14 protein-coding genes are annotated in these 16,438 nt (G+C 34.6%); all 14 read left to right on the top strand.

All coding sequences use genetic code 11. The annotated features are described in order from the left end of the window. Positions 1-76: 76 nt before the first annotated feature. The 14 genes from ACTYA4_RS13310 to argH all read left to right on the top strand — a co-directional run bounded on the left by ACTYA4_RS13310 (position 77) and on the right by argH (position 16,369). The gene (locus ACTYA4_RS13310; protein WP_443482330.1) at positions 77-1,684 is read left to right on the top strand and encodes an amidohydrolase; all 1,608 of its coding nucleotides are present in this window, start codon (positions 77-79) and stop codon (positions 1,682-1,684) included. 343 nt (positions 1,685-2,027) lie between these two features. After that, a complete protein-coding gene (gene rarD, locus ACTYA4_RS13305) occupies positions 2,028-2,957 on the top strand; it encodes an EamA family transporter RarD (RefSeq protein ID WP_443482331.1) in 930 nt (309 codons plus the stop codon). 432 nt (positions 2,958-3,389) lie between these two features. Then, complete coding sequence (gene sppA / locus ACTYA4_RS13300; RefSeq protein ID WP_443482332.1) at positions 3,390-4,409, top strand: signal peptide peptidase SppA; 1,020 nt, start codon at positions 3,390-3,392, stop codon at positions 4,407-4,409. Positions 4,410-4,420: 11 nt separating this feature from the next. Continuing rightward, the gene (locus tag ACTYA4_RS13295; RefSeq protein ID WP_443482333.1) at positions 4,421-4,954 is read left to right on the top strand and encodes an RDD family protein; all 534 of its coding nucleotides are present in this window, start codon (positions 4,421-4,423) and stop codon (positions 4,952-4,954) included. A 151-nt stretch (positions 4,955-5,105) separates the two neighbouring features. After that, positions 5,106-5,777, top strand: a complete 672-nt coding sequence (locus ACTYA4_RS13290; RefSeq protein WP_443482334.1) for a DUF2953 domain-containing protein — start codon at positions 5,106-5,108, stop codon at positions 5,775-5,777. Positions 5,778-5,805: 28 nt separating this feature from the next. After that, positions 5,806-6,255 (top strand): GerW family sporulation protein, encoded by a 450-nt coding sequence (gene ytfJ / locus ACTYA4_RS13285; RefSeq protein WP_443482335.1) that lies wholly within the window; start codon positions 5,806-5,808, stop codon positions 6,253-6,255. 278 nt (positions 6,256-6,533) lie between these two features. Further along, entirely contained in the window at positions 6,534-7,034 is a 501-nt protein-coding gene (gene tpx / locus ACTYA4_RS13280) for a thiol peroxidase (RefSeq protein WP_443482336.1), read from the top strand. A 138-nt stretch (positions 7,035-7,172) separates the two neighbouring features. After that, positions 7,173-8,162 (top strand): class I SAM-dependent methyltransferase, encoded by a 990-nt coding sequence (locus tag ACTYA4_RS13275; RefSeq protein ID WP_443482337.1) that lies wholly within the window; start codon positions 7,173-7,175, stop codon positions 8,160-8,162. A 236-nt stretch (positions 8,163-8,398) separates the two neighbouring features. After that, on the top strand, positions 8,399-9,586 hold the full coding sequence (locus tag ACTYA4_RS13270; RefSeq protein ID WP_443482338.1) for an acetate kinase: 1,188 nt from the start codon (positions 8,399-8,401) through the stop codon (positions 9,584-9,586). A gap of 151 nt (positions 9,587-9,737) precedes the next feature. Beyond that, positions 9,738-10,574 (top strand): EcsC family protein, encoded by an 837-nt coding sequence (locus ACTYA4_RS13265; RefSeq protein WP_443482339.1) that lies wholly within the window; start codon positions 9,738-9,740, stop codon positions 10,572-10,574. A 36-nt stretch (positions 10,575-10,610) separates the two neighbouring features. Then, on the top strand, positions 10,611-12,905 hold the full coding sequence (gene helD / locus ACTYA4_RS13260; protein ID WP_443482340.1) for an RNA polymerase recycling motor HelD: 2,295 nt from the start codon (positions 10,611-10,613) through the stop codon (positions 12,903-12,905). 18 nt (positions 12,906-12,923) lie between these two features. After that, positions 12,924-13,433 carry a MogA/MoaB family molybdenum cofactor biosynthesis protein gene (locus ACTYA4_RS13255; protein WP_443482341.1) on the top strand — a complete coding sequence of 170 codons (510 nt, stop codon included), beginning with the start codon at positions 12,924-12,926 and terminating at the stop codon, positions 13,431-13,433. A gap of 348 nt (positions 13,434-13,781) precedes the next feature. Then, positions 13,782-14,990 carry an argininosuccinate synthase gene (locus ACTYA4_RS13250; RefSeq protein ID WP_443482342.1) on the top strand — a complete coding sequence of 403 codons (1,209 nt, stop codon included), beginning with the start codon at positions 13,782-13,784 and terminating at the stop codon, positions 14,988-14,990. Continuing rightward, complete coding sequence (gene argH, locus ACTYA4_RS13245) at positions 14,987-16,369, top strand: argininosuccinate lyase (protein ID WP_443482343.1); 1,383 nt, start codon at positions 14,987-14,989, stop codon at positions 16,367-16,369. Before ACTYA4_RS13250 ends, argH begins: the two co-directional genes overlap by 4 nt. Positions 16,370-16,438 lie beyond the last annotated feature (69 nt).

Here is a 16,438-nt window from a genome sequence, read left to right as displayed (position 1 = left end):
GGAATAAGCAGATTGTATCGTTAATATATACATATCTGCTTATTTATTTCGAACAGCTTTCTTCAGGAGGAGTATCATGGGAACATTAATATTTGGAGGAAATATATATACATTACAGGAGGAAGGGCATAAAGTAGAAGCAATTTACATAGAAGGTTCCTCTATTGTAGATTATGGTAAAAAAGCATTATTAGAGGAAAAGTATCAACCTCGTATAGATAATACAATTGATTTACATGTCGACACTTTGCTTCCTGGTTTTGTTGATAGTCATATGCATCTTATCGGCTACGGGGAAAAGCTGCTGCGATTAGATCTTTCTGAATGTACTTCTCAAGAGGCGGCGCTTCAGAAAGTTGCTCGTTTTGCTGAAAAAATTCCATATGGGGAATGGGTCATTGGAGATGGTTGGAATGAGAATTTATGGGAGGGGAAATCTCCATTTACAAAAAAGGAATTAGATGCAATTGTTCCGCACCATCCTGTCCTCCTTCATAGAATATGTAAACATGCTATTGCCGTGAATTCTAAAGCATTACAGCTAGCAGAGGTAACAGAACAAACACAAGTACCGTTTGGAGGAGTGATAGAACGCGACGAAGATGGTGTATTAAATGGGATATTAAAAGATCAAGCACAAGAGCTTATTAAAAAGCATTTGCCAAAAGCAACCGATGAATATGTCGAAAAAGCATTAAAAACAGCAATCAAAGCTGCCTACCGATTAGGGTTGACAGGTGCTCATACAGAAGATTTATATTATTATCATGGATACGAAGGAACTTATCGTACGTTTAAAAAAGTTATAGAAGAAGATGGCAATTTCTTTCGTACGCATTTATTGGTGCACCATGAAGTGTTTTCCGACATGGTACAAGCAAATGGGAAATATTTAAGCGGTGGAGAATGGGTAGAGCTAGGAGCAATGAAGATATTTGCAGATGGTGCATTTGGCGGCAGAACAGCATTTTTAAGCAAACCTTATCATGATGATCCAACAACAAGAGGCGTATGTATTTTTACACAAGAGCAGCTAAATAACCTAGTAAAATCTGCACGGGAAAAAGAAATTCCTGTTGCCGTACATGCAATTGGCGATGCTGCATTTGAAATGGTGTTAAATGCAATGGAAAAACACCCGTTACAAGGGTTTGGGAGAGATCGTTTAATCCATGCAACGATGCTTCGGGAAGACTTGTTGGAACGGGTGAAAAAATTACCTGTTATATTAGATATTCAGCCATGTTTTGTCACATCTGATTTTCCATGGGTAATCGATCGACTTGGAAAAGATAATATGAAATATTGTTATGCATGGAAAACATTATTAGAAGAAGGGGTGCATTGTGCTGGTGGTTCAGATGCGCCAATTGAGTCAGCAAGTCCACTATTAGGGATACAAGCTGCAGTAACTAGAACAAATAAATTTGATGTTAGCAAGAAAGGTTATCAGATGGAAGAGGCGCTATCTGTTTATGAAGCAGTTTGTTTATATACGAAAGGAAGTGCCTATGCCATTTGCCGTGAAACAGAACGAGGAGTCATTAAAAAAGGCAACGCCGCAGATTTTACTGTTTTAGATCGGGATATTTTTGAAATAGAAAAAACAGAAATAGAAAAACTAAAAGTAACAAAAACAGTGATTGGCGGAAAGGTTATGTATGAGTGTGGCTCCATCCAGTAAAAATAAAAACAAAAAAGGTTAGTGATGTATAGTATCTAATCTTTTTTTGTTTGGCTGTTTTCGTATAGAATGTTGCTTTTAAACTCGCAGACGGAATACACTTCGCTTTCCGCGGGCGAACGTCGAGCCTCCTCGTGAGCATACGCTCTGCTTAAGTCTCGTCTTTCTCGCATTCCCACTTGAGTCTACGTGTATTCCGTCTGCTGAGTACTTCTTTTCCTATTTTTTTAACGTAAAAAACAACAAACTTTGAGAAAACAGTCTTTTGTTTTAAAATTGTTGTTTTTATAATATTTTAGCATTATAATTGGGAATATTTCGATAATAGAAAGAAGCGATATGGATGTCAAAACATGACGTGAAAATAGGTGCCGTTTTTGCAGCGATAGCTTATTTGATTTGGGGATTATTCCCTGTTTATTGGAAGTACTTGCAAGAAGTAGGTGCAGATGAAATATTAGCAAACAGAATTCTTTGGTCTTTTGTTTTTATGATTATTCTTGTACTGGCAACAAAAAAATGGAGAAAAGTTTTCATTACTTTGCAATCGTTTAAAACGAATAAAAAACAGGCATTCTATTTATTTATAGCGTCTGTCCTAGTCAGTGGCAATTGGTTTATTTATATTTGGGCAGTAAATGCAAACAGAGTGATTGAAACAAGTCTTGGCTATTATATTAATCCATTAGTTAGTGTGCTATTAGGTATGATCGTACTAAAAGAAAAGCTTACAAAAGCTCAATATCTTTCCTTTGCGTTAGCAGCAGTCGGTGTCCTGATCTTAACAATTTCACATGGTACGTTTCCATGGATTGCTTTATCATTAGCTATTACTTTTGGTTTATATGGGCTGACGAAAAAATTGCTTTTTTTAGATTCAGAGATTGGTTTAACGATTGAAACAATGTTTATAACACCATTTGCGCTTGGATATATGATTTACTTATTTATAAAAGGAGACCATGCACTGGTAACGGTTTCTACTAGTATGGATGTATTATTAATGATGACGGGAGTGTTAACGGCTATTCCATTGCTCTTTTTTGCAAAAGGAGCCCAAAGAATTCCTCTTTCTATGTTAGGGTTTATTCAGTATATTACACCCACTTTAACTTTGCTATTAGGGGTATTTCTTTTTCATGAAGCGTTTACATCTACCCATTTAATCGCATTTCTGTTTATATGGACAGCTCTGGCTATTTATTCGTTGTCAAAAACAAAATTAAGTCTACTATTCACCAAGCAGAAAAAACAAGAAGTTGTTGGTAGATAAAAGGAGCATTTTTTTATTTCTATGCTTCTTTTTTATTTATAATAAAAGGCTGTTTTCTAAAAGTTTGTTGTTTTTGAATAAAATAATAAACATTGTGGAAGTACTGAGCAGCCTGAATACACGTAGACTCCTGCGGGAAAAGCGAGAAAGCCGAGACCCCACAGGAGCATAGCGACGAGGAGGCTCGGCAATCGCCCGCGGAAAGCGAAGTGTATTCAGGCTGCGGGTTACATAACAACAATCTATACGAAAAGAGCCTAATAAAAAATCCAATTTTCAGCATTGATAATGCCTTATAGCAGCTAAAAGGTGTGCTTGCAGGATTATTTTTGTAAAAAAACACGATTTTAATAATAAAATTCCCTATTTTTGAAACATTTTAATAAAAGGACCGTATATACTGATGAAGTTAATTTAGGAGGGAATTTTTACATGAATGGAAAAAGATGGGCAGCTTTAGGGATTGCTGCGGCTATTTTTATTTTTTCGGCTATAACAAGCGCAGTATCAACTGCTATGACGACAGATTGGGAAAGTGCATTTGAAGGCATTCTAAATGAAAAAAATAATGCATTTGCTGAGGATATTATTAAAGATGGAAATGATATGGAGAAAATTGCTGTATTGGATGTGAATGGAACGATTCAGGATACAGGAGGGGATCCGGCATCGCTTTTATCTTCACCGGGTTATAATCATCAAGCCTTTATGGAAAAATTAAACCACATAAAAGAAGATAATGATGTAAAAGGACTTATTATTAAAGTAAATTCTCCTGGCGGCGGAGTAGTGGAAAGTGCAGAAATACATGATAAAATTTCAGAAATTCAAAAAGAAGCAAAAAAACCAGTCTATATTTCGATGGGATCAATGGCTGCTTCTGGCGGCTATTATATATCGGCAGGAGCTGACAAAATTTTTGCAAGTCCTGAAACATTAACGGGTTCACTAGGTGTTATTATGCATGGCGTAAATTATAAAGGACTTGCAGAAAAATATGGTGTCGATTTTGTAACGATTAAAAGTGGTCCTTATAAAGACATTATGAGTCCTTCAAGAGACATGACAAAAGAAGAAAAAGATATTCTGCAAACAATGATTAATAATTCGTATGAAGGCTTTGTAAAAGTAATTGCTGATGGAAGAGGAATGTCACAAGTGGACGTGAAAAAAATTGCTGATGGAAGAATTTACGATGGAAGCCAAGCGAAAGAACTAAATTTAATTGACGATTTTGGTTATTTTGACGATGTAGTAGAGCAAATGAAAAAAGATTATAAGTTAAAAAATCCTACAGTTGTAAGTTATACAGATAATACTGGGTTTGCTTCCATTCTAGGAATGAGTGCCAACAAATTAAAATTAATGGGTGAGGATAAAGACATAGCTAACATGTTAAAACTTGTTACAAATACAAATTCGCCTCGTCTTATGTACTTATATGCAGAATAGGAGGGGAGAACATGAGTAATTATTCTGATCTTGAAGAACAAAATGAACAACGAGAAAACATCGTTTCAGCAATGAACGAACAGGATGAATCCGTTTCGTTAAATAAAATGGATGCAATTGCACAAGTAAACGAATTTCAATATGCAGGATTTTGGATGAGGTTTTGGGCATATTTAGCAGATTTGCTTATTATCGGGAGTCTCAATCGAATTCTTATTTACCCAATTTTTCGCTGGATGGATATTCCGTTGCATGAAGGTGGAATTTTTTCAACTGTAAATATTTCAACAGCGGTTGTCTTTTATTTATATTTTGTCCTCATGACAAAATTTTTGAAGCAAACATTAGGAAAAATGATATTTGGATTAAAAGTAATACCGTTAAAGAAGGAGCACTTGTCGTGGGATACGGTTCTTTTCCGAGAATGGATTGGTCGTTTTATTTCTGCAAGTATTTTTATTCTTTACGTATTAGTAGCATTTTTGCCAAAAAAACAAGGCTTGCATGATTTATTTGCCGATACAGCAGTTGTTCATGTTAAGTAAAATCATCATAATATGATTTATAAAATGAGGTTTTCGATAGTCGGTAATTCGACTAATGAAGGCCTCATTTTTTATTTCCTAAAACTTGTAAAATCCAGGTTTATTTTTTGGAGAAAATACCGATAATAGATTGCTGAAAGGTGTGAAGTGGATGGAAATCTTAAATATTGTTGGCATTATTTTGTTCCTGCTTATTTTACTATTTTTAATGAAACTAACAGTAAATGTACAATACTATCATGCAAAAGATAATGATGATTTATCGATTGAAATCAGAGTATTATTTGGACTTATAAAATATAAAAAGAAAATACCTTTAATTAAAATAGATAATAATTCTCCTACTATGGTAGTGAAAGAAGAAACAGAAATAAATGATTCAGAAGATAATAAGAAAATAAAACAATTTTCAGCGGAAGATTTATTAAACATCCTCTCTAATACTAAAGAACTTTTGCAGCATGTAACAAATTTTAATCGAATTATGAGATATTTTTTTTCTAAAGTCACCGTAAAAAATATCGAGTGGCATACAATTGTAGGATTAGGTGATGCTGCCCAGACAGGAACAATTGCTGGAGCGTTATGGGGGGTTAAAGGGGCGATAATAGGTATATTAAGTCACCATATGAAAATGAAGAATATACCGAAAATAACGATTAATCCGCAATTTCAACTAAGGCAATCAGAAACATTATTTAAGTGTATGTTTCAATTCCGTCTAGGGAATGCTATTGTAGCAGGAATTAAAATCGTGAAATTTTGGAAAGGCGGATTTCCTAAATTTAAATCAAATGATGTCACTACGTCTGTCCAAAAATAAATAGTGAAATATTGGGAGGAATAAGAATATGTCAGATCATCCAATTCAAGGTTTAATGACAACTGCGATGGAAAGTCTAAAAGAAATGATTGATGTAAACACCATCATAGGAGATCCTGTGGAAACACCGGACGGAAGTGTTATTCTTACAGTATCGAAAGTGGGTTTCGGATTTGCAGCAGGTGGAAGTGAGTTTACACTGGAAAATAATTCTTCAAAAGAAAATTTGAATGCGAAGCACCCTTTTGGTGGAGGTAGCGGTGGAGGAGTTTCCATCACACCAATTGCTTTTCTAATTGTGAACAGTCAAGGAGTAAAAATGGTTCATTTAGATGAAAGTACTCATCTTTATGAAAAAATATTAGACTTTGCACCACAAGTAGTTGAAAAAATCCAACAAATGCTTTCAAAAAATAATCAACAATCAGCATCACCTAATCCACAACCATCAAAACCAAAAGAAGATATTGAGTTTTGATTTTAAATAGCTTGATTAAATGAATAGGCTCTGTTAAACGATAGGGTTGTTTATAGGAAAGGGAGTGGATTCCCTGACCTTTTGAAAATCAACAATGGAATTTAACAGAGCCAATAAATAAAAAAACAAGGTCTGACATAAAAAAAGTGAATCGAAGGAGGAAGTCCTTTTTACAACGATTTACTTATCATGTCAGACCTTTTTCTTTGCAATTGGTGCCATCAAAAGATATGATGAAAATATAGTACATATTGAAAAAAAGTGGAGGAATAAAAACAATGGCTTCGATTACGTTTAAAAACCAACCAGTAACATTACTTGGAAAGGAAATTAAGGTTGGAGATAAAGCGCCAAATTTTTCTGTTTTAGCAAACGACATGTCTGAAGTAACATTAGACAGCTCCAAAGGGAAAGTTCGTTTATTTAGTGTCATTCCTTCTATTGATACAGGAGTTTGTGATGCTCAAACACGCCGCTTCAATGAAGAAGCTGCCAAACTAGAAAATGTGCAGATTATTACAGTGAGTGCTGATTTGCCATTTGCTCAAAGAAGATGGTGTGCTGCAGCTGGCATTGACAAGGTGATAACCGTTTCAGACCATAAAGAGCTTTCTTTTGGAAAAGCATATGGTGTTGCAATCGAAGAGCTGCGTTTATTAACCCGTGCAATTTTTGTTGTAGATGCTAACGATACGGTAACTTATGTAGAATATGTAGCAGAAGCAACCAATCATCCTAATTATGAAGCAGCAATAGAAGCAGTAAAACAAGCAAAATAATATAATGTTTACAAATGCAATTGCATTGTTAATAATAGTAAGGGTCTCGGAAACTTTTCGAGACTTTTTACTTTGTGAAGATCACAAATGTTATCGATGGAAGAGATTAAGTGGAAATAAAAATTGGGTGGTATTAAAATGAAAATGGTTCCAGTGGAAAAATTATTTACTGTTTTTAATGAAACAGCGATTGTCATAAAAGAAGAGCAAGATTGTACATACTTAGAAGCGTTAGCGTTAACAGGGGAAAATATATTTCAAGAAGCTATATTACTAGAAAACTTAAGTGAGTACAGTGTCAAAAGGTTAAAAAAAAGCTATGAATCTGTTTCTTTGGATACGTATAGCAAAGAGGAAATACGTAAAAGTTTTCAGTTGGCGATACTAAAGGGAATGCAAGAAAATGTACAAGCTAATCACCAAATGACACCAGATTCTATTGGTATGTTTATCGGTTATCTTGTGCAAAAGTTTTATAGACCAACAGAGATGCGTCTCCTTGATTTAGCCGTTGGAACAGGAAATTTGTTAACGACCATTATTAATCATCAGCCAGGGAAGCATATAGAGGCATTTGGTGTCGAAATTGATGAGTTATTATTGCAGCTTGCTTATATCAATGCAAATTTACAAGAGCAGCCTATTCAATTTTATAATCAAGATAGTTTGGAAAAACTGTTTATCGATCCTGTAGACGTGATTGTCAGTGACCTTCCAGTCGGTTATTATCCTAATGATATAGGTGCAAGCGAGTATATGCTGAAGGCGGAGACTGGGCATTCCTATGCGCATCATCTTTTTTTAGAGCAAAGTATTAATCATCTCAAAGATGGAGGGTACGTATTTTGCATGGTACCAAATGGGTTATTTGAAAGTGAACAAGCAGGAAAATTGCATCAATTTTTTAAAGAAAAAGTATATATCCAAAGTATATTGCAATTGCCTTTTTCTTTATTTAAAAATAAACAGGCAGCGAAAAGTATTTTAGTGCTGCAGAAAAAAGGGGAAAGCGTTCAGACGCCGAATCAAGTGCTCCTTGCGAAGATACCAAATCTTTCAAATATCACGCAGATGGAAAAAATATTGCTGCAGATTGACGAGTGGATAAAAGAAAATAAACAAGCATAATTATGTAATAAAACAGTTACTACTATTTTCTTCACATGTTTGACAATTTAATGAAAAAATTCAATAAAAACTTAAAAAAACACAGAACTATTGATTAAGTGCTTGAAATGTTGCTAGTACAATGTTTAAATGAGAAATTGAGAGATACTTATGATGTCTGTTGTACATAATAATACTGTTCTGTGTCAGACATTACACAAAAAATGTTGTTATATAAAAGGGGCGTAATTTATTTTATGGCAAAAATTATTGCAATTAACGCAGGAAGTTCTTCATTAAAATTTCAACTTTTTGACATGCCAAGTGAAGAAGTGATTACAAAAGGTTTAATCGAACGTATTGGTTTAAATGAGGCTGTTTTTAATATTTCAGCAAATGGAGAAAAAATTAAAGAAGTGACAGAAATTCCAGATCACGATGTAGCTGTTAAAATTTTACTTAGTAAACTAACAGAGCTTGGCATTATCGCTTCATTAGAAGAGATTGAAGGAATTGGACACCGTGTTGTTCATGGTGGAGAAGAATTTGCAGATTCTGCATTAATTACACAAGAAGTATTAGAAAAAATTGACGCATTATCTGAATTAGCACCACTTCATAACCCAGCAAACCTTACAGGTATTCGTGCATTCCAACAAGTATTGCCGAATGTTCCTGCTGTTGCTGTGTTTGATACAGCTTTCCACCAAACAATGCCTGAAAGTTCATATTTATATAGCCTTCCTTATGAGTATTATGAAAAGTTTGGCATTCGTAAATATGGTTTTCATGGAACATCACATAAATATGTTTCACAACGTGCAGCAGAATTATTAGATCGTCCTATTGATCAATTACGATTAATTTCTTGTCACTTAGGAAATGGTGCAAGTATTGCAGCAATTGAAGGCGGTAAATCAATTGATACATCCATGGGATTCACACCACTAGCTGGGGTAACAATGGGTACACGTTCTGGTAATATTGATCCAGCTCTTATCCCGTATATTATGGATAAAACAAATCAAACAGCAGATGAAGTGCTGCAAGTTTTAAATAAAAAGAGTGGTTTATTAGGGATTTCTGGTTTCTCTAGTGATTTACGTGATATTACGGAAGCTGCAAATGAAGGCAATGATAGAGCAGAACTTGCTTTAACTGTATTTGCAGACCATATTCATAAATATATTGGTTCCTATGCAGCAGGAATGAACGGTGTAGATGCAATTATTTTTACAGCAGGTATTGGTGAAAATAGTGAAATCGTTCGTGCTCGAGTACTAAAAGGTCTTGAATTTATGGGAGTATACTGGGATCCAACATTAAATAAATTATCAGGAAATGAAGCGTTTATTAACTATCCGCATTCTCCTGTAAAAGTGCTTGTTATTCCTACTGACGAGGAAGTAATGATTGCTCGTGATGTAGTAAGATTAGCAAAATAATAATCCAGTAACTATGGCATATATAACAACCCGAGTTACGTACACAATAAAGTGTACAAAATTCGGGTTTTTTCGTTTTTGTAACTGTTTTAGGCAACATTGTGATATCCTACAATATATAACTGGAAGAAATATGTATGGAGGAGATAAAATGCCTTTAACGAAAAGTGAAAAATATTACTTGCATACAATAGAGAAATGGGAACAGCAATTATATGACTATGAACCAACTTATGGAGAAATGGTATATAAGAGATTTATGGATAGGGGAATATCATTGCTTCCAGATACAACAAAAGAATCCTTATTTATAATATTGGACAGTTCTCTGTTTTATGTTCACTCTATCCTATTTAATTCCACCTTTCAAAAAAATGTCTCCGAAAAAATAATGCAAACTGCAAGATTATTTAATGAAGAGATTTTTAGCCTCGAAGATATGAATAAGCTGACGCTTGATCAATTAAACTTTATTGTAAAAGAGCAAATCGCACGCTATCGAATGTTGGCATTTGGGCAAGGGTGTACAACAGGAATCGGAAAATCTTCTTTACTATTAACAGATATATTAGCGATTTTAGTGATAAATCTTCGTGCTATTCAAGTCATTGCCTCAATATATGGACGTCCGGCAATTAGTCCATATGAAATTATGGCGGTATTAAAAGTATTTCATGCAGCCTGTCTTCCTAAAGAACTGCAAGGAGAGGCGTGGATTGAATTAATGGAAGATTTATATAAGCAAGATTATTTTTACAAAGGAAAAGAAGAAATAGTCGATGAGAGCACCTTTCTTTTATTAGTGAAGCAAAGTGTGAAACTTTTATGTATTTATTTCTTCAGCAAAAAATCCTCTACCATTGGCATGATAGTTGGCAGTGGAGCAAACTATCAGTTTACAAGAAAAATAACGGAGTTCACCCATAAATATTATCAAAAAAGTTATCTTCTTTTAAAAGACATGGAAGAATCCCCTCCCAACCATTAAATTTATCTGCCTCATTTCCTAGAAAGGAGAATAGGAATGGATCATCATATTGATGTGGAATTTCAAGCTGAAAAGGAATACCTTGAATACACGAAACAATATATGGAGCAAGTCATCGAAGAAGCATTGCACAGCAAGGGAAACTTGGAAGTAGATATAAAACAGGCAAGTGCTGATCTTGACTATTTAGACAGCAGCTTGAGCTATATACAACTATTAACAAACAGCAGATTTCTGCATATCGCGACTACAGAACTACATACATTAAAAAGATTGATGAATGCACCGTATTTCGCTCGAATTGATTATCAAATGAAAGGGAAGAAGCACAAAGGCATCTATTATATTGGAAAAACGTCCTTATATGAAAAAGATACACAAAAACCAATCATAGTAGATTGGCGGTCTCCAATTGCAAATGTTTATTATGACGGACGCTTAGGAGACGTTTCTTATTTAGCGAATGAAGAAGAAATACACGGGTATCTTTCATTAAAAAGGCAATTTAAAATGAAGGATGGAAGCCTTATTCATTATCAGGATATTGATTTAACAACAACAGATGAACTGCTGCAGCAGTCATTAGCTGGAAAAGCGGATCAGCGCCTGACTGAAATTATATCAACCATTCAGGAAGAACAAAATAAAGTGATTCGTGCTGATCTTAACCGGCCGATTATTGTGCAAGGTGCAGCAGGCAGTGGCAAGACCACCATTGCTTTGCATCGAATTTCCTACTTTATTTATCATTATGCAAAATATTTTCAACCAGAGCAGCTCATGATCATTGCACCAAACAATATGTTTATTGGATATATTTCAGAAGCACTACCTGATTTAGGGGTAGAGAAGATCAGGCAAACAACCTATATCGATTATGTTCAATTATGCATAGGCAAAAAAATAAAAATGATGAAACCAAATGACAAGCTAATAGGCTTGCTTCAACATCAATATGAAAATGAAGAGATGATCAAATGGTTGGCTGACTTTAAAGGGTCGCTCATTTATAAAAAAGTACTGGATCGCTATCTAGAGGAAATAATGGATAAAATGAGTCCAAAAGAGGATTTTAGAATAGAAAAGTTTCCATTATACGGCGCAAAGAAGCTGCAAAGATTATTTAAAAAAGAGTATGATTATCTGCCATTTTTAAAAAGAAAACAAAAAATCAAAGGCGTATTGCAGGCTGATTTAAAACGAAAAAAAACAATCATATTAAATAAGTTGACCGAAAAGTATGAAAATGCCCTGGATTATGCCCTTGCTATTAAAGATCCAATAAAAAGAAAAGAACGTGTTGTTTATTTTTTAGATAAAAAAGAGGAAAGAATAAACCAAATAAAAAAGGAAGCGAAAACAGCAGTCAAGAAGTACATGGATAAAATGCCGACTAATACGCTTTACGGATATTATCAAACCCTTTTTTCCAGTGAACAAATATGGAAAGATTATGCTTCCGATTATTTAACAGATGAGCAAATTACTTTTATTGTAGCTTTTCAACAAAAGCTATTAAAACAAAAGCAGGTCGAAGTAGAGGATTTAGGCGCCCTTTTTTATATGCAGCACAGAATTTTTGGCATTGAGAAAGAGTTAAAGGCGAAAAATATCGTCATTGATGAAGCGCAAGACTATAGTGCACTTCAGCTTTATGCTTTAAAAGCAGGCTTGGAAACAGATATGTTCACATTAGTCGGTGATTTGGCACAAGGCATCCATTCATTCAGAGGTTTAAAAAACTGGCACACATTAAGAAAGGATGTATTTCCAAGAGCAAATTATTTAACGCTGGAGAAAAGCTATCGAACTACAATTGACATCATGAAAGCAGCCAATGATATTTTAAATCTGGTGGATAAGAATATGCCAAAAGTAAAACCAGTGGTTCGCCGGGGAGAAAAACCTGTTTTTCATTCGTATAATAAGAAGTTAGAGCTGATTGAAAGCTTGTCTGCAACAATAAATAATATTCACCAGCAAGGCTATTATTCCATTGCAGTAATCGGAAAAACAGATCAAGAATGCAGACTTATTCATTCGTTATTTAAAAAGCATACAGATTTTCCAATCCAGCTTCTTAGGGAAAGTGAAGAATTGGAAAAAAAACACATCATTATCGTTCCATCTTATTTATCAAAAGGATTAGAGTTTGATGCAGTATTGATTGTTTCTTTGCAAGAAGTTTTTCAGATGGAGGAAATAGACATAAAACTGCTTTATGTTGCGATGACCAGACCGATGCATATGCTGCATATGTTTGCTAAACATGAAAATGACCTATTACTTCATAGGATAGAGGCAAACAATATAAAGATAGAGTCTAAATAGAAGATAAAGAGGTGTCAAATGAGTCAAAATAAACATATTAAACAAGAATATGAAGTAATAAATTGCAAAGTTATTACCGTCAGTGATACAAGAACAGTTGATACAGATACAAGCGGAAAATTAATGAGGGAACTTTTACAGGAAAAAAATCACTTTGTTTCGGAACATATTATTATAAAAGATGATATGAATGAAATAAGAAAAGAAGTTATACTCGGTGTACAATCACAAGAAATCGATGCAGTATTGTTAAATGGAGGAACGGGAATTTCACCTAGGGATGTAACGATTGAAGCACTAAAACCACTATTTATAAAAGAGCTAAATGGTTTTGGCGAGCTGTTCAGGATGCTGAGCTACACGGAAGATATTGGGTCTGCTGCCATTCTTTCGAGAGCAATAGCGGGAACTATTCATAATAAAGTTGTTTTTGCTACCCCTGGATCAACAGGTGCGGTGCGTTTAGCAATGAAAAAACTGATTCTTCCTGAATTAAGTCATATAGTAAGTGAACTTCAAAAAATATGAATAACTTTATGCATAAAAAAAAGAAAGCAAGCTGCTTTCTTTTTTCTATTTCCTCTAGTTGTGAATAAATGATCTTTTCTAAATATATAGGACTTGAAGTGTAAATTTTCAAACAAATCCAGGGAGGATATAACCCTTATTTTCTTTAATTTTCAGCTTTCTCATCTGATTTTCTCCAAAATATAACTAGTACTCTAGCATAAAGAATAAAACAAATAAATTTTTTTATATTTTTATATAATTACTATTGAATTTCCGTATAAAAGTTGTTAAAGTGAGTAGTATAGTTTTTGAATAAAAATATAAATTAATGAATATTTATTCGTATATATAGGAGGAACACAAATAATGGCAAATCCAAAAATAGTTTTAGCGTATTCAGGTGGATTAGATACATCAGTGGCAATTAAATGGCTTCAGGATCAAGGGTATGATGTAGTAGCATGCTGCCTTGACGTAGGCGAAGGAAAAGACTTGGACTTTGTTCAGAAAAAAGCATTATCTGTTGGAGCAGTATCATCACACGTTATTGATGCAAAAGAAGAGTTTGCACAAGACTTTGCGTTAGTATCTTTACAAGCACATACTTTATATGAAGGAAAATATCCATTAGTATCTGCATTGTCAAGACCACTAATTGCAAAAAAACTAGTGGAAGTTGCGGAACAAGAAAATGCAGTAGCAGTTGCACATGGATGTACAGGAAAAGGAAACGACCAAGTACGTTTTGAAGTATCCATCCAAGCATTAAATCCAAACTTGCAAGTATTAGCTCCAGTACGTGAGTGGGGCTGGTCACGTGAAGAAGAAATTGAATATGCAAAACAAAAAGAAATTCCAATTCCAATCAACTTAGATAGCCCATTCTCTATCGACCAAAATTTATGGGGCCGTGCGAATGAGTGTGGAATATTAGAAGATCCTTGGGCTGCTCCTCCGGAAGAAGCATATGAATTAACAGCTAGCCTAGAGAATACACCAGATACTGCTGATGTAATCGAAATTGATTTTAAAGAAGGGGTACCTGTAAGCATTGACGGCATTCCATACAAATTATCTGATTTAATTTTGGAATTAAACAAAATTGCAGGAAAACACGGTATTGGAAGAATTGACCATGTAGAGAATCGTCTTGTAGGAATTAAATCTCGTGAAGTATACGAGTGTCCTGCTGCTATGACATTAATTAAAGCACATAAAGAATTAGAAGATATTACATTGGTGAAAGAAGTAGCACACTTCAAACCGGTTATTGAGAAAAAGCTAACAGAGATAATCTATGATGGCCTTTGGTTCTCCCCAATTACAAAAGCATTGCAGGCTTTCTTAAAAGAAACACAAAAGAACGTAACAGGAACAGTTCGCGTGAAATTATTTAAAGGTCATGCTATTATTGAAGGAAGAAAATCTCCATATTCTCTATATGATGAGAAATTGGCAACTTACAGCTCAGAGGATGAGTTTGATCATTCAGCGGCTGTTGGATTTGTTCAATTATGGGGTCTTCCAACAAAAGTTCAAAGTATTGTGGAAAACAACAAGAAGGTGACAGTGTGAAAAAATTGTGGGGCGGCAGATTTACAAAATCTGCAGAGGAATGGGTAGATGAATTCGGCGCATCCATTCCTTTCGATCAAGAATTAGTGCTGGAAGATATAGAAGGGAGCATTGCCCATGTGACAATGCTTTCTAAAACCGGCATTTTAACAGCAGAAGAAGCCGAAAAAATCAAAAGCGGTTTGCTTACATTAAAAGAAAAGGCAGAAAAAGAGGAATTGTCTTTTTCCGTTAAACTTGAAGATATTCATTTGAATTTAGAAAGCCAACTGACAGATTTAGTTGGTCCTGTCGGTGGAAAGCTTCATACGGGCAGAAGCCGCAACGATCAGGTTGCTACGGATATGCATTTATATTTGCGCAGACAAGTAAAAGTCATTCTTTCTTACATAGAAGAGCTTCAAAATGCGCTGATTAAAAAGGCAGAAGAAAATGTGGAAACGATTATGCCTGGCTATACTCATTTACAAAGAGCACAGCCTATTTCGTTTGCCCATCATTTAATGGCATATTTTTGGATGTTTGAAAGAGATAAGAGTCGATTGCAGGAGAACTTAAAAAGAATTAATGTTTCGCCACTTGGTGCTGGGGCATTAGCAGGGACAACCTTCCCAATCGACCGCATGTATAGTGCTGAATTAATGGAGTTTGATTCTATTTATGAAAACAGTATGGATGCTGTAAGTGATAGGGACTTTATTTTAGAATTTTTATCAACAAGTTCGATTTTAATGATGCATTTATCTCGTTTTAGCGAAGAAATTATTTTATGGTCAAGCCAGGAATTTAAGTTTATTGATCTAGATGACAGCTTCTCAACAGGAAGCAGCATTATGCCGCAGAAAAAGAATCCAGATATGGCTGAGCTGATTCGCGGTAAAACTGGTCGTGTCTATGGAAACTTAATGGGTCTTCTAACGGTGTTGAAAGGTTTGCCGCTTGCGTATAATAAAGATATGCAAGAAGATAAAGAAGGTATGTTTGATACAGTTAAAACGGTTACTGGTTCATTAAAAATCTTTGCTGGCATGATTGAAACGATGAAAGTTAATACGGATGTAATGGAACAGTCTACTAAAAATGACTTCTCCAATGCAACGGAATTAGCAGATTATCTATCAGATAAAGGTATGCCATTCCGTGAAGCACATGAGGTTGTTGGAAAACTTGTTTTATATTGTGTAAATAAAAATTGTTATTTAAGCGACTTATCTTTAGCTGAATTTAATGATGCAAGTGAGTTGTTTGAGGATGATATTTATCATGTATTAAATCCAGTTACGGCTGTTCAACGTAGAAACAGTGCTGGTGGTACAGGCTTTGAACAAATTAAACTAGCAATTGCGAAAGCAAAGGCATGTGTAAACAACAGTAAATAATAAAAAAGGGTAACCTAATAGGCTTGTTTTCACTTACTTTCCGTTTGGAAAAATAAAGGTGATGTTTAA

The organism is Niallia yueguangensis, assembly GCF_052663115.1.
The sequence above is the reverse complement of the archived record's forward strand: the minus strand, read 5'-3'. Positions and strand labels throughout refer to the sequence as shown.

Coding starts and splice junctions, on each gene's coding strand:
- ytfJ (WP_443482335.1), top strand. CDS start 5,806: ATGTCAGATCATCCAATTCAAGGTTTAATGACAACTGCGATGGAAAGT.
- helD (WP_443482340.1), top strand. CDS start 10,611: ATGGATCATCATATTGATGTGGAATTTCAAGCTGAAAAGGAATACCTT.
- rarD (WP_443482331.1), top strand. CDS start 2,028: ATGTCAAAACATGACGTGAAAATAGGTGCCGTTTTTGCAGCGATAGCT.
- ACTYA4_RS13295 (WP_443482333.1), top strand. CDS start 4,421: ATGAGTAATTATTCTGATCTTGAAGAACAAAATGAACAACGAGAAAAC.
- ACTYA4_RS13265 (WP_443482339.1), top strand. CDS start 9,738: ATGCCTTTAACGAAAAGTGAAAAATATTACTTGCATACAATAGAGAAA.
- ACTYA4_RS13270 (WP_443482338.1), top strand. CDS start 8,399: ATGGCAAAAATTATTGCAATTAACGCAGGAAGTTCTTCATTAAAATTT.
- ACTYA4_RS13255 (WP_443482341.1), top strand. CDS start 12,924: ATGAGTCAAAATAAACATATTAAACAAGAATATGAAGTAATAAATTGC.
- ACTYA4_RS13310 (WP_443482330.1), top strand. CDS start 77: ATGGGAACATTAATATTTGGAGGAAATATATATACATTACAGGAGGAA.
- ACTYA4_RS13290 (WP_443482334.1), top strand. CDS start 5,106: ATGGAAATCTTAAATATTGTTGGCATTATTTTGTTCCTGCTTATTTTA.
- tpx (WP_443482336.1), top strand. CDS start 6,534: ATGGCTTCGATTACGTTTAAAAACCAACCAGTAACATTACTTGGAAAG.
- ACTYA4_RS13275 (WP_443482337.1), top strand. CDS start 7,173: ATGAAAATGGTTCCAGTGGAAAAATTATTTACTGTTTTTAATGAAACA.
- sppA (WP_443482332.1), top strand. CDS start 3,390: ATGAATGGAAAAAGATGGGCAGCTTTAGGGATTGCTGCGGCTATTTTT.
- ACTYA4_RS13250 (WP_443482342.1), top strand. CDS start 13,782: ATGGCAAATCCAAAAATAGTTTTAGCGTATTCAGGTGGATTAGATACA.